Annotated in this window: 12 protein-coding genes and 1 pseudogene; 6 read left to right on the top strand and 7 right to left on the bottom strand. The window is 67.1% G+C overall.

Translation table 11 applies throughout. The annotated features are described in order from the left end of the window. Positions 1-11 precede the first annotated feature (11 nt). The 6 genes from G6N45_RS14025 to G6N45_RS14000 form a co-directional block, all read right to left on the bottom strand. A complete protein-coding gene (locus tag G6N45_RS14025; RefSeq protein WP_163722858.1) occupies positions 12-1307 on the bottom strand; it encodes a hypothetical protein in 1296 nt (431 codons plus the stop codon). 397 nt (positions 1308-1704) lie between these two features. After that, the gene (locus G6N45_RS14020; RefSeq protein WP_163722857.1) at positions 1705-2430 is read right to left on the bottom strand and encodes a nitroreductase; all 726 of its coding nucleotides are present in this window, start codon (positions 2428-2430) and stop codon (positions 1705-1707) included. A 119-nt stretch (positions 2431-2549) separates the two neighbouring features. Continuing rightward, complete coding sequence (locus G6N45_RS14015) at positions 2550-2699, bottom strand: hypothetical protein (protein WP_163722856.1); 150 nt, start codon at positions 2697-2699, stop codon at positions 2550-2552. Between the two features lie 104 nt (positions 2700-2803). Further along, positions 2804-3628, bottom strand: coding sequence for an ATP-binding cassette domain-containing protein (locus G6N45_RS14010; protein ID WP_163722855.1), 825 nt, complete (start codon positions 3626-3628; stop codon positions 2804-2806). Between the two features lie 4 nt (positions 3629-3632). After that, the gene (locus tag G6N45_RS14005) at positions 3633-4691 is read right to left on the bottom strand and encodes an ABC transporter permease (RefSeq protein WP_163722854.1); all 1059 of its coding nucleotides are present in this window, start codon (positions 4689-4691) and stop codon (positions 3633-3635) included. 17 nt (positions 4692-4708) lie between these two features. Continuing rightward, positions 4709-5698: a substrate-binding domain-containing protein gene (locus G6N45_RS14000; protein WP_163722853.1), complete on the bottom strand. Its 990-nt coding sequence runs from the start codon at positions 5696-5698 to the stop codon at positions 4709-4711. Between the two features lie 229 nt (positions 5699-5927). On the opposite strand from G6N45_RS14000, the gene G6N45_RS13995 reads away from it, so the two are divergent. Continuing rightward, positions 5928-6710, top strand: a complete 783-nt coding sequence (locus G6N45_RS13995) for a TIM barrel protein (RefSeq protein ID WP_163722852.1) — start codon at positions 5928-5930, stop codon at positions 6708-6710. 15 nt (positions 6711-6725) lie between these two features. Here G6N45_RS13995 and G6N45_RS13990 read toward each other — a convergent pair whose 3' ends face one another. Continuing rightward, the gene (locus G6N45_RS13990) at positions 6726-7457 is read right to left on the bottom strand and encodes a GntR family transcriptional regulator (protein ID WP_163722851.1); all 732 of its coding nucleotides are present in this window, start codon (positions 7455-7457) and stop codon (positions 6726-6728) included. Positions 7458-7625: 168 nt separating this feature from the next. Between G6N45_RS13990 and iolC the strand changes: the two genes are divergently transcribed. The 5 genes and pseudogenes from iolC (at position 7626) to G6N45_RS13965 (ending at position 13344) form a co-directional block, all read left to right on the top strand. Then, on the top strand, positions 7626-8594 hold the full coding sequence (iolC, locus tag G6N45_RS13985; RefSeq protein WP_163722850.1) for a 5-dehydro-2-deoxygluconokinase: 969 nt from the start codon (positions 7626-7628) through the stop codon (positions 8592-8594). Continuing rightward, a complete protein-coding gene (locus G6N45_RS13980; RefSeq protein ID WP_163722849.1) occupies positions 8587-9471 on the top strand; it encodes a Cgl0159 family (beta/alpha)8-fold protein in 885 nt (294 codons plus the stop codon). The genes iolC and G6N45_RS13980 overlap by 8 nt, the downstream gene beginning before the upstream one ends. Further along, entirely contained in the window at positions 9468-10361 is an 894-nt protein-coding gene (gene iolB / locus G6N45_RS13975; protein WP_163722848.1) for a 5-deoxy-glucuronate isomerase, read from the top strand. Before G6N45_RS13980 ends, iolB begins: the two co-directional genes overlap by 4 nt. Before the next feature lie 11 nt (positions 10362-10372). After that, complete coding sequence (gene iolD / locus G6N45_RS13970; protein ID WP_163722847.1) at positions 10373-12319, top strand: 3D-(3,5/4)-trihydroxycyclohexane-1,2-dione acylhydrolase (decyclizing); 1947 nt, start codon at positions 10373-10375, stop codon at positions 12317-12319. A 5-nt stretch (positions 12320-12324) separates the two neighbouring features. Next, positions 12325-13344: pseudogene (locus tag G6N45_RS13965) on the top strand (Gfo/Idh/MocA family protein).

Here is a 13344-nt window from a genome sequence, read left to right as displayed (position 1 = left end):
GGGACATAGGGCTACTCGCCGGCCGAGCCGTCACTGTCGGACGAGGCACCGCCCGAATCTCCGGATCCCGCTGCGTCACCGGCGTCATCGGTGCCGCCGGACGTATCGGAATCACTGCTTCCGGAGGGTGTCGGGTCGTCGGCATCCGTCCCGGCGTCGTCGTCGACGGTCGCGTCGTCGGCAGCGTCTTCGTCGGCAGCGTCTTCGTCGCCTGAGGTGTCGTCGTCGACGGGCGCCTCCGCTGAATCCTCGGCGGGCTGCTGTTCGGTGTCCTCATCGACCGCCGTCTCCGGCGTGTCGGACGGGGACGCCGGTGCCGGGTCCGGTTCGGTTGTCTCCGAGGCATTGTGGCTCGCCGGCACCGTCAGCGTCACCGTCGCCGCCGCATCGGTCACCGGAGTGGCGACCGCATCGACGGAGGCGAGCTTTGCCGTCGCCGTCGCCGTCGTCGTCTCCGCCCCCAGGGCCGCCGCGATCGCCCGGGGCAGGTTGACGAAGACGCTCTGGAGCAGGCCAGCGCTGAAGGGATCGTCACTGACGGTCAGCAGCCCGGGGGCGAAGGTGCCGTTGACGTCGATGTAGCCGTTCAGCACGGCGCCGACCAGTCGGGCGGGCACGTTGATCACCGCGGTGAGGGCGTCGAGGAGGTGCCCTGCGCCGATGGCCTCGACGACGTCCTGCACCGACTCGCCGAAAGCGTTGATCGGAGCGATGATCGGGGCGATCGCCGCCGTCAGCAGCGGCACGATGTTCGCGTTGTCGAACAGTGCACTGACCGCGGCCGCCACATTCTGTGCCATCTTGACCGGAACCTGCAGCAGCCCCGAGGTCAGAAGCGGAAGTCCGACGCCGACCACCAGAGGACCGGCGATGATGGTCGAGGTCAACGTCGCGAAGCCCGCCGCGATCTGGCCGGCCTTGATCTGGGTGATCGCGTCCCGGATTCCGGCTTGCAGGCCGTACGGATTGTCCGGCGAGAAGTAGTCGGCCAGTCCCTCGATGATGCCCTTGCCCGCGTCCCCGACGGTGCCCAGATAACCGAACTGGTTCTTCAGGAGCTGGCGCAGCACGGGCACCGGATCCGACAGCACCTCCTGCCCCAGACCGCCGGCATTCTCGATCGCTCCAGCGATCACCTGCGACCACAGAGCGAGCGGATTCGGCTGCGCGACGAGGTGAACGGCCGCGTCCGACACCCGCGCCATCCCGACATCCGGCAGCGACGGCTGAATCGGGCTGAGCGCGATGGCGCCCGCTCCCACCAGTGCGACAGCGGTTGCCAGAGGCGGCCTGACTGCGACGTGCATGAACTCTCCTTCGTTGAAAGTGCAAACATGAACAGCGGTAATTTACTCAGCAGTAAGTTGACATGTCCGCGTTTTGCGTCAAGAAACTTCACGTCTCCGGACTGGTTGTCCAGCCCAGCAAAAGTCCGCGGTACCGACCATCGACTCCGCTCCATGCCTGGTCAAACGTCTGCGCCGCTGCCTGGCAAAACTTTCCGAACTCGCGCCGCCGGCCAAGAGTGGTACGCACGTCTGACCGCACGCGGGTAGGTCTCGGTCGGGGAAAATCCATGATTCCGCTGGTGAAAGCGACCCCACCGCTACCGAGGGTTGCGGAATTGCGAGGGTTGCTGGACACGGACGAAGGAAGAGAACCTGAAGGCGGCAACGCAGGGAAACGCGGGCCCAAGAGGATCGACTATCCGGATAGCGAAGTTCTGGCAACCAGGTGCCGCCGCCCGTCACTTTTCGCCCCGCGCCGGCCGCCGACGAACGTGACCGTCTCCGCCAGCGCCGCGCGTCCGACCCGAGCCTGCGGTGCCGGCTCGGCGTCATAGCCGACGGACACGCCACAGAACAAGATCAGGTCATCGGCAGGTTTCACCACGTCGGCGACGGTGGTACGCGTCATCGACCACGCCATCTGCGGGCAACTGTGCAGCCCTTCGGCGCGGAGCAACAGCATGACGGTCTGCAGGTACATCCCGACGTCGGCCCACTGGGGAAGGCCGAGATCGCGGCTCACGTAGACGAACAGCGCGGCTGGTGCGCCGAAGCAGTTCCAGTTCCCGATCGCGGCGCGCTGCCGGGCCTCGAAATCATCGCGGGCGATGCCGAGCGCCCCGTACCGCTGCTGTGCGAATGCGTGGCGCCGCTCACGGTACGGCGATCGCAGCTCGGCCGGATACATCTCGAATTCCCTGTCGTCCCAGGGTTCCCCGGCTGCCACTCGCGAGACCGCTTGTGCTGTCATCCGTGTCAGCGGCGCACCGGTCACCACGTAGGTGTGCCATGGTTGCAGGTTCGACCCCGACGGTGCCCACGCCGCTGCCGCGAGCACCCGCTCCAGAAGTTCCTCTGCAACCGGTCGCTCGGAGAAGGCCCGCACCGCGCGCCTGCTGGAGACCGCCTCGTAGACATCCATGACCGTCGCTCTCTTGTCGGCACATACCGACAGGCTCACGAAGGCGGTTGTCGCGCAGCGCGTCCGGGTTGTCGGCTCACTGATCGACAGAACGGACGGTTGCGCCCAGATTCATCCCCTCAGCCGCGGTCTGCCTGATCCGCGGTCGCCGCACGCCGCTCGTGCCAGCGCAGGCGCAGCAGCAGCAGGTTCCGGTGGGCGCGCCAGCCGGCCGACAGCGGGTCACGCCAGACGGGGACGTCTGCGCGAGTGTAGAAAGCACTGTCCATGAGCCCATTGTGCCGCCGGATCTGACGCCTGGCCTGCCGACGCGAGGAGCGTCACCATGTCGAGACCGTGAACGTTCGATGAGCGGATGAGGCCCCGCGACGACTCAACCCTTGGCGCTGCGCAGTTCGTGGGACAACGCCTCGAGTTCGTCGCCGCCGGCCATCTGCTGCGTCAGGTGTTCGAGCGTGATGTCGTCATAGGCGCAGTCCAGTTTCTGCCTGCCGCGGTTGAGCAGGACGAAGTGGTCGCCGACCAGGTGCGCGTGGTGCGGGTTGTGCGTGATGAACACCACGCCGAAGCCGGCTTCTTTGGCCGCGGTGATGTATTTGAGGACCACGCCCGACTGCTTGACGCCCAGCGCCGCGGTCGGCTCGTCCAGGATCAATACCCGAGCGCCGAAGAACACCGCCCGTGCGATGGCCACGCACTGGCGCTGTCCGCCCGACAGCGAGCCGATCGGCGCGTCGACGTCGGGCAGTTCGATGCCCATCTTCGACAACTCCGTCAGGGTGGTGGCGCGCATCGCGTTGGCGTCCAGGGAGAACGGGAACGACTTCTTGCGCAGCTCCTGGCCGAGGAAGAAGTTGCGCCACACCGGCATCAGTGGCACGACCGCCAAATTCTGGTACACCGTGGCGATGCCTTTGGCCAATGCGTCGGCTGGCGAGCCGAACCTCATCGGTTCACCGTCGACGAGCAGCTCCCCTTCCGTCTGCTGATGCAGTCCGGAGATGATCTTGATCAGCGTGGACTTGCCCGCGCCGTTGTCGCCGAGGATGCCGGTCACCTCACCGGCGTGCACCCGCAGGCAGATGCCCTTGAGCGCGGTGATGTTGCCGTAGGACTTTCCGACGTCCTTGAGCTCGACCAGCGGCACGTTGCCGCCCGACGGTGCGTCGCTGCTTGGCTTTTCGACTGTTGCGGTCATCAGATCACTTCTTTGCGGCGTAGTTGCGGAAGGCGTTGTTGGCGATCACCGCGAACAGCAGCATCGCGCCCAGGAAGAACTTGAACCAGTCGGGATCCCAGCCGGCGTAGACGATGCCCTGGTTGGTCATGCCGAAGATGAATGCACCGATGGCGGCGCCGATCGCGGTGCCGTACCCACCGGTGAGCAGGCACCCACCGATGACGGCGGCGATGATGTAGAAGAACTCGTTCCCGATGCCCTGCCCGGACTGCACCGTGTTGAAGGCGAACAGCAGGTGCATGCCGACGAACCAGGCGCAGAAGGCGACGAACATGAACAGCCCGATCTTGACCTTGGTCACCGGGACACCCACGGCACGAGCGCTGTCGGCGTCACCGCCGACGGCGAAGATCCAGTTCCCGATCTTGGTCTTGAACAGCACCCAGGTCGCGATCGCGGTGAACACCAGCCACCACACCACCGTGATGCGGATGCTCACGCCGAACAGCGTGAACGACGAGGCGAAGACCTTCTGCGCGGAATCCCAGCCCTGCATGTCGCTCACGCTCTGGGTGGCGACCTGGCCGGCCACCAGTTTGGTGACCGCGAGATTGATGCCGGCGAGCATGAAGAACGTGCTCAGCGTGATCAGGAAGCTGGGGATCTTGGTCTTCATCACCAGGAAACCGTTGAAGAAGCCCACGGCCAACGCCAGGATCAGGGCCAGAAGTGAACCCACCCACAGGTTGAGGTGCAGATTGTAGGCCAGCATCGACGCCGCCAGCGAGCTGAACGTCACCGCCACACCGGCCGACAGGTCGAACTCGCCGCCGATCATCAACACGGCCACGCCGCACGCCATGATGCCGATGGTCGAGCTGGCGTAGAGCACCGTGGCCAGTGACCCTGCCTCACGGAACGGGGCCGCGACGATCAGGAAGAAGACGAAGATTCCGATCGCACCGATCGCTGCACCCATCTCCGGGCGAATCAGCAGTCGCTGCAGTCGGTTCCGTTCCTTGACGCGTTCGTCGCGAACCACCTTGTGATCGGCGACGTCAAGAGTCTCTTGGGTAGTCATGTCAGTCTCCCCCAGTGCTATCGGGTGCCGCCCTTGGCCAGTTCGGCCACGGCGTCGATGTTGGACTTGTCGATGAACGACGGTCCGGTCAGCGTGGCCTGGCCTCCGCCGATCAGATTCTTGTTGTTCAGGTACAGCCACAGCGCGTCGACGGCGAGATAGCCCTGCAGGTAGGGCTGCTGGTCGACGGCCCACTGCACGTCACCGCCCTGGATGGCGTCGACGAGTGCGGCATTGGTGTCGAAGGTGACGATCTTGGCGTTGCTGCCCGCGTTCTTCTTCGACTGGACGGCTGTCAGTGCGATCGGCGCGCCGAGTGCGACGATCGTGTCGACCGACGGATCCTGCTGCAGCTTGGCGGTGATCGTCGATTCGACCGACGGCATGTCCTTGCTGTTGACGTTCAGCAGTTCGGTCTGGCCCTTGAAGCCCTGCGTCACACCGGCGCACCGGGACTCGAGCGCGACCTGGCCCTGCTCCTGGATGACGCAGACGACCTTTTTGGCGCCGTCGGCGTTGAGCTTCTCCCCCGCCGAGACGCCGGCCAGCTTCTCGTCCTGACCGAAGTACTCCTGCACACCCATCGACTTCCAGTTGTCGAACCCGGAGTTGAAGGCGACGACCGGAATACCCTTGTCGGCAGCGGCTTTCAGCGCGGGCGCCATCGCGTCGGGCTTGGCCAGCGTCACCGCGATGCCGTCGACGCCGCTGTCGAGCGCGCTCTGCACCAGGTTGGCCTGGTTGGGGGCCTCGGGGTCGTTGGAGTAGCGCAGCTCGATGTTGTCCTTCTTGGCCGCCGTCTCGGCGCCCTTTCGGATCAGGTCCCAGAACGAGTCACCCGGGACCTCGTGGGTGATCATCGCGATCGTCATCCGCGGGGTGTCGACGGTGCCACCGCCGCCGCCGTCACCCGAGCCCGCGGGCTTGCCGCCGGTCGACGAGCACGACACGATTCCCACCGCCAGAACGCCCGCCCCGGCGAGTGCCGCAAGCCGCTTGAACGTCATCACATCTCCTTGTCCTCGAGATCCCGCGCCGCCCTCACCGAGCCTTGAGGGGTTGTGCCGGGCGACACGCCTCAGCAGTGATGTAATACGGCTCACAACAGAAAGTCAAGACTTTGTCCTGACATTAGGACTGCAAGTCATATCCGGTTACGATCGCCGCAGATCACGCGAGTGCGTCGAGATCGCGTCGACGTAGCACTCCGCCCTCCGATCGGGATGAGGTACTGCAATGAGTTTCCAGCTGGCCGTGTGCTCGGAGATGGTGTTTCGCGACCTACCGATCGTCGAACGCGTGAAGCGGATCCACGACCTCGGGTTCGCCGCCGAGATCTGGAGTTGGCAGGACAAGGACCTCGCCGCGCTCGCCGCGACGGGGGCGGTGTTCACGTCGATGACCGGATATCTGAACGGCGACCTCGTCGACCCGGACAGCTGCGACGAGGTGGTTCGCACGGCCGAGCTGAGCATCAAAGCCGCTGCCACCCTTGGTGTTTCACGCCTCAATCTGCACACCGCCGAACTGGTGGACGGGCAGGCGGCCCGGCCGCGACAGCGAACGACCGGTCAGATGTGGCTGACGGCCGCGCGCACGCTCGAGCGCCTCGGCGAGCTGGGCGCCGCGGCAGGCGTGACGTTCGTCGTGGAGAACCTCAACACGATCGTCGACCACCCGGGCGTGCCGCTGGCCCGCGCCAAAGACACGCTCGCACTCGTCGAAGGCGTCGGACACCCGAACGTGAAGATGATGCTGGACCTATACCACGCTCAAATCGGCGAGGGCAATCTGATCGAGCTGCTGCGTCGCTGCGGGGAGTCGATCGGCGAGATCCAGGTGGCCGATGTGCCCGGCCGACGGGAACCGGGCACCGGCGAGATCAACTACCCTGCGATCGCGGACGCACTCCGAGAGTTGGGCTACCGCGGGACGATCGGCATGGAAGCCTGGGCCGCCCACGAAGGCACGGCCGGCAGCGAGGCCGCGCTCGACGCCTTCCGCACCGCATTCTCCTGATCGGCGGGTGAGGGGTCAGCGGTCGACGAGCGTGGTGTCGAAGTAGTACCGCGACGCGCGATAGCAGTGGTTGCCGAACTCGACCGCCGCGCCCGAATCGTCGAACGCGGTGCGAGCCATCGTGAGCAACGGCGCATTCGGTTTCTCGTCGAGCAGCTGCGCCTCCGCCCGGGAGGCGCCGCGAGCCCCGATGCGCTGACGCGCCAACCGGATGTGCACACCCCGGGCGCGCAGCGACTGGTAGAGCCCGTTGCTCTCGAGTTCCTCGGCATCGGGCGCGATCTCGACGGGAAGGTAGTTGGTCATCACCGCGAGCGGTTCCCCGTTGGCGCAGCGCAGCCGTCGAATCGACACCACCTCACGGTCCAGCGCCAGATTGAGCTCGCGGGCGACCTCCTCCTCGGGCGGGCCGACCTGGTACTCGAGCAGCGTGGTGGTCGGTTCCTGCCCCGCGCGGGCGAGGTCGTCGAACAGACTGGTCAGTTCGACCCGGCGGTGCACCGGGTTCTGCACGACCTGCGTGCCGACCCCGCGTTTGCGCACCAGCAGGCCCTTGTCGACGAGTTCCTGGATGGCCCGCCGGGTGGTCGGGCGCGACAACGAGAGTCGCTTGGCCAGTGCCAGTTCGTTTTCGAACCGGTCGCCCGGCGCGAGCTCGCCGTCCCTGATGGAGGCCTCGATGGCCTGGGCGAGCTGATAGTAGAGGGGGACAGGACTGGACCTGTCGAGCTCCACGGTCAGAGGCACATCGGCTCCGATCTCGAGTTTGCCCTGGAAACGGTAGAGGAAGCGTAGCACCGGATTGGCAACAAGACAGAATGTCAGGACAAACTATTGACATGACGGTGTGGCGGGAGGCACAGTCATAACAGCCACCCACCAATCCGTCGGAGTGACTTGCACATGACCCCTGTAATGACAAATCAGCCATATGACGTTCTCGCCATCGGGCGCAGCGGCGTCGACGTGTACCCCCTGCAGGTCGGCGTCGGCCTCGAAGACGTCGAGTCCTTCGGCAAGTTCCTCGGGGGCAGTGCCGCCAACGTCGCCGTCGCGGCTGCCCGGCTCGGTAACCGCACGGCTCTGATCTCCGGAGCAGGCGACGACCCGTTCGGTCGGTTCGTGCGTGCCGAGCTCGCCCGTCTCGGGGTGGACAACCGGTTCGTAACCACCCATGGTGAGTTCCCGACGCCGGTGACGTTCTGCGAGATCTTCCCGCCCGACGACTTCCCGCTGTACTTCTACCGCAAGCCCAGCGCACCCGACCTGCAGATCCGCCCCGACGCGATCGACGCCGACGCGGTCCGCTCGGCGCGACTGTTCTGGGCCACGGTCACCGGACTGTCCGAAGAGCCGAGCCGCAGTGCGCATTTCGCGGCCTGGGAGGCTCGCGAGCGTCGACCCCTGACCGTGCTGGATCTCGACTACCGGCCGATGTTCTGGGACTCCCCCGCCGCCGCCACCGAGCAGGTACGCGCGGCCCTGGCCCATGTCACCGTCGCCGTCGGCAACCGTGAAGAGTGCGAGATCGCCGTCGGGGAGTCGAACCCGCACAAGGCGGCCGACGCACTGCTCGACCTCGGCGTCGAGCTGGCCATCGTCAAGCAGGGACCGCGCGGCGTGCTCGGCAAGAGCCGCCGGTCGTCCGTCACGGTGGCCCCCAACGAAGTCGACGTCGTCAACGGCCTCGGCGCCGGGGATGCGTTCGGCGGCAGCCTGTGCCACGGTCTGCTGCACGGCTGGTCGCTGGAGAAGACCCTGCGCTACGCCAACGCCGCGGGCGCCATCGTCGCCGGCCGGCTCGAATGCTCGACCGCCATGCCGACAGCCACCGAGGTCGCCGAGCTGGCCGAACAGACCGCAGAGGATGCCGTCAATGTCTGAAAACGCTGTCTGCCAGGATTATTCGGCGATCACCGAGCTGCGTGCCAACGATCCCGGCGCCGTTGCCCGGGCCTGGCGGAACCGCACCACCCGGCCGACGACGCGCGGCAACGGCCGGCTGATGATCGTCGCCGCCGACCATCCGGCCCGTGGCGCCCTGGCCGTCGGCTCGCGTCCGACCGCGATGAACAGCCGCACCGATCTGCTGGACCGGCTGCGCGCCGCATTGGCCGATCCGGGTGTGGACGGGGTGCTGGCCACCGCCGACATCCTCGATGACCTGCTGCTGCTCGGCGCGCTCGAGGACAAGGTCGTGTTCAGCTCGTTCAACCGCGGCGGACTCGCGGGCTCGTCGTTCGAGCTCGACGACCGGATGACCGGCGCCACCGCGGCGTCCACCGCGGCGGCGAGGATGAACGGCGGAAAGATGCTGTGCCGCATCGACCTCGACGACCCGGGCACCGTCGCGACTCTGGCCTCGTGCGCCCAGGCCATCGACGAGCTCGCCGCGCACGGGCTGATCGCGATGCTCGAGCCGTTCATGTCCTCACGGGTGAACGGCAAGGTCCGCAACGACCTGTCGCCGGACGCGGTGATCAAGTCGGTGCACATCGGTCAGGGCCTCGGCGCGACGTCGGCCTACACCTGGATGAAGCTGCCCGTCGTCGACGAGATGGACCGGGTGATGGACTCCACCACCATGCCCACCCTGCTGCTGGGCGGGGACCCGACAGACCCCGACGAGGCGTTCGCGAGTTGGGAGAAGGCGCTCGCCTTGCCCTCGGTGCGCGGGCTGATCGTGGGTCGCACCCTGCTTTACCCGCCCGACGACGACGTCAGCTCGGCCGTCGCGACCGCGGTGGCGATGATCCGATGAACTCGAAGCTCTACATACCCGCCAACAGCGCCGACGCGCCGTTCACGGTCACGATCACCCCCGAAGACGCGGGATGGGCCGAATCATCGCTGCACGTCGCCGATCTCGGCGACGGCACCTCGCTGTCCCTGTCCACCGACGGCACCGAGGTGATGATCCTGCCGCTCGCCGGCGCCGCCACCGTCGAGTGCGCCGGCCAGACGTTCGCGCTGTCGCCCCGTGTCTCGGTGTTCGACGGACCCGCGGACATGGTCTACCTCGGCATCGGTCAGGAGTACACGCTGTCGGGCCGCGGCCGGATCGCGATCTGCGGCGCCCGGGCATCGACGTCGTTCCCGAACCGCCGGGTGGCGGCGGCCGACGTGCCGGTCGAGCTGCGCGGCGCGGGCAACTGCAGCCGCCAGGTGCACAACTTTGGCACCGCAACGGCATTCGAGGCCGATTCGCTGATCGCCTGCGAGGTGATCACCCCCGGCGGCAACTGGTCGAGCTATCCCGCGCACAAGCACGATGAGAACACCGACGTCGAGACCCAGCTCGAGGAGATCTACTACTTCGAGATCGACGACAGCCCTGCCGGCACAACGGGATTCGGCTACCACCGCGTCTACGGCACGCCGCAGCGTCCGATCGAGGTGCTCGAGGAGGTGCGGACCGGTGACGTGGTGCTCGTGCCGCACGGCTATCACGGCCCGTCCATCGCCGCGCCGGGGCATCACATGTACTACCTCAACGTGATGGCCGGCTCCGGACCCACCCGCGCCTGGCTGATCTGCGACGACCCCGCCCACACCTGGTTGCGCGGCAGCTGGGAGCACCAGCAGATCGACCCCCGTCTTCCCTTCACCCCGTCCGCCACGACTCGCACGCCGGCTCCGCCGGCTGGATAGGAGACTGAACCGTGGTATCCACCGCGCCCAAGTCGACCGAGAAGCTCGCCGACACCGAGAAGACCGTGCGCCTCACCGTCGCCCAGGCGACCGTGCGCTTCCTGGCCAACCAGTACGTCGAGCGGGACGGGCACCGGCACAAGTTCTTCGCCGGCTGCCTCGGCATCTTCGGCCACGGCAACGTCGCCGGCATCGGCCAGGCCCTGCTGCAGGATGAGGTCGAGGCCTACGAGGCCGGTGTCGAGCCGGGCCTGAAGTACGTGCTCGGCCGCAACGAGCAGGCGATGGTGCACACGGCGGTGGCCTACGCCCGCCAGCAGGACCGCCTGCAGGCCTGGGCGGTCACCGCCAGCATCGGCCCGGGCTCGTCCAACATGCTCACCGGCGCGGCGCTGGCCACGATCAACCGCCTTCCGGTGCTGCTCCTACCGTCCGACACATTCGCGACGCGGGTCAGTTCCCCGGTGCTGCAGGAACTGGAGCTGCCGGCAAGTGGCGATGTGACGGTCAACGACGCGTTCAAGCCGCTGTCGCGATACTTCGATCGGGTGTGGCGTCCCGAGCAACTGCCCGCCGCCCTGCTGGGTGCCATGCGGGTGCTCGCCGACCCCGCCGAGACGGGCGCGGCGACGGTGTCCTTGCCACAGGACGTTCAGGCCGAGGCCCACGACTGGCCGGAATCGCTGTTCGCGGAACGGACCTGGCACATCGCCCGGCCGCCGGCCGAGCGGTCGGTGATCGCCCGCGCCGCCGAGGTGGTGCGCTCGGCACGCAAGCCGCTGATCGTGGCCGGCGGCGGCGTGATCTACTCGGGCGCCAGTGACGCTCTGGCGCAGTTCGCGGCGCAGACCGGAATCCCGGTGTGCGAGAGCCAGGCCGGCAAAGGCTCGCTCTTGCACGAGCATCCGCAGTCGGTCGGCGCGGTCGGATCGACGGGGACGACGGCCGCCAACGCGTTGGCGAGCGAGGCCGATGTGATCATCGGCATCGGCACCCGCTACAGCGATTTCACGTCGGCGTCGCGCACGGCCTTCAACAACCCCGACGTGCGGTTCGTCAACATCAACGTCGCGTCGCTGGACGCGGTCAAGCAGGGCGGTGTCAGCGTCGTCGCCGACGCCCGCGATGTCCTCGAGGCGCTCTCGGACGCGGTCGGCGACTACACCGTCAGCGACGAATACCGCACGCGCACAGCCGAACTTATGACCGAGTGGAACGACACGGTCTCGGGGGTGTACCGCACCGAGGACGGCGCAGCACTGAATCAGAATCAGGTGATCGGGCTGGTGAACACGCTGTCCGACCCGCGCGACGTCGTCGTGTGCGCGGCCGGATCGATGCCCGGCGATCTGCACAAGCTGTGGCGGATGCGCGACCGCAAGGGCTATCACGTCGAGTACGGATACTCCTGCATGGGCTACGAGATCGCCGGCGGTATCGGGGTGCGCATGGCCGCGCCGGACCGCGACGTGTTCGTCATGGTCGGCGACGGCTCTTATCTGATGATGGCCACCGAGATCGTGACCGCCGTGCAGGAAGGCGTCAAGATCATCCCGGTACTCGTCCAGAACCACGGGTTCGCATCGATCGGCGGGCTGTCGGAGTCGCTGGGCTCCCAGCGGTTCGGCACGGCCTACCGCTACCGCAGCGAGGACGGCCGGCTCGACGGCGACACCCTGCCGGTCGATCTGGCGGCCAACGCGGCGAGCCTCGGCGCCGACGTCATCAAGGTGACTACGGCCGCAGAGTTCGCCGATGCGGTCAAGGTCGCCAAGGCCGCCGACCGCACCACGGTGATCTACGTCGAGACCGACCCGCTGATCTACGCCCCCGACAGCCACTCCTGGTGGGACGTCCCGGTCAGCGAGGTGTCCTCGCTGGAGTCGACGCAGCACGCCTACCAGCGGTACGCGGACTGGAAGAAGGTCCAGCGCCCGTTGATCAAGCCGTCGGAGTGACGAGCGTGTCCGATCTCAGAGTGGCCGTTCTCGGCGTCGGAGTGATGGGTGCCGACCACGTGGCCCGCATCTCGTCGCGGATCTCAGGGGCGCGGGTCACGGTCGTCAACGACTTCGTCACGGAGAAGGCCGAACAGATCGCGTCCGAGACCCCCGGCTGCCGTGCGGTGTCCGACCCCTTGGACGCCATCGCCGACTCCGACGTGGATGCCGTGGTGCTGGCCACCCCGGGCAGCACCCACGAGAAGCAGCTGCTGGCGTGCCTGGAGCACGCCAAGCCGGTCATGTGTGAAAAGCCCTTGACCACTGATGTTTCCACGTCGCTGGAGATCGTCAGGCGGGAGGCCGAGCTGGCGCGTCCGCTGATCCAGGTCGGTTTCATGCGGCGGTTCGACGAGGAGTACATGGCGCTCAAGACGCTTCTCGACAGTGGCGAGCTGGGCGCTCCGCTGGTGATGCACTGAGTGCACCGCAACCCGAGCGTGCCGAGCTACTTCGACAGCTCGCTGATCGTCAAGGATTCGCTGGTGCACGAGGTCGACGTCACCCGATTCCTGTTCGGCGAGGAGATCGCCAGCGTGCAGATCGTCCGGCCGGCGGCCAATCCCGGTGCGCCCGAAGGTGTCATCGATCCGCAGATCGCGATCATGAGGACAGTGAGCGGTCGGCATGTCGATGTCGAGTTGTTCGTCACGACCGGGGTGGCCTACGAGGTGCGCACGGAGGTGGTCGGCGAACTCGGCAGCGCGATGATCGGCCTGGACGTGGGGCTGATCCGAACCGCCGCGCCCGGCACCCGAGGTGGCCGGATCACCCCGGGATTCCGCGAGCGCTTCGGCCGTGCCTATGACACCGAGATCCAGCGGTGGGTCGACGCGGTGCGCAGTGGGCGCACCACGGGAATGTACACAGACGGCCCCACCGCATGGGACGGCTACGCGGCCGCCGCAGTGTGCGCCGCGGGGGTCGAATCCCTCGAAACCGGTCTGCCCGTCGACGTGCAGCTCGCAGACCTCAAGCCCTGA

The sequence above is a fragment of the Mycolicibacterium psychrotolerans genome, assembly GCF_010729305.1.
Taxonomy (GTDB): domain Bacteria; phylum Actinomycetota; class Actinomycetes; order Mycobacteriales; family Mycobacteriaceae; genus Mycobacterium; species Mycobacterium psychrotolerans.
This window is presented reverse-complemented; position numbering and strand designations above follow the sequence as displayed.

What these genes read in the sequence shown, in the direction of transcription:
- iolB (WP_163722848.1), top strand. Translation starts at nt 9,468, where the DNA reads ATGAACTCGAAGCTCTACATACCCGCCAACAGCGCCGACGCGCCGTTC.
- G6N45_RS13980 (WP_163722849.1), top strand. Translation starts at nt 8,587, where the DNA reads ATGTCTGAAAACGCTGTCTGCCAGGATTATTCGGCGATCACCGAGCTG.
- G6N45_RS14015 (WP_163722856.1), bottom strand. Translation starts at nt 2,699, where the DNA reads ATGGACAGTGCTTTCTACACTCGCGCAGACGTCCCCGTCTGGCGTGAC.
- G6N45_RS14025 (WP_163722858.1), bottom strand. Translation starts at nt 1,307, where the DNA reads ATGCACGTCGCAGTCAGGCCGCCTCTGGCAACCGCTGTCGCACTGGTG.
- iolC (WP_163722850.1), top strand. Translation starts at nt 7,626, where the DNA reads ATGACAAATCAGCCATATGACGTTCTCGCCATCGGGCGCAGCGGCGTC.
- G6N45_RS14010 (WP_163722855.1), bottom strand. Translation starts at nt 3,628, where the DNA reads ATGACCGCAACAGTCGAAAAGCCAAGCAGCGACGCACCGTCGGGCGGC.
- G6N45_RS13995 (WP_163722852.1), top strand. Translation starts at nt 5,928, where the DNA reads ATGAGTTTCCAGCTGGCCGTGTGCTCGGAGATGGTGTTTCGCGACCTA.
- G6N45_RS14005 (WP_163722854.1), bottom strand. Translation starts at nt 4,691, where the DNA reads ATGACTACCCAAGAGACTCTTGACGTCGCCGATCACAAGGTGGTTCGC.
- G6N45_RS14020 (WP_163722857.1), bottom strand. Translation starts at nt 2,430, where the DNA reads ATGGATGTCTACGAGGCGGTCTCCAGCAGGCGCGCGGTGCGGGCCTTC.
- G6N45_RS14000 (WP_163722853.1), bottom strand. Translation starts at nt 5,698, where the DNA reads ATGACGTTCAAGCGGCTTGCGGCACTCGCCGGGGCGGGCGTTCTGGCG.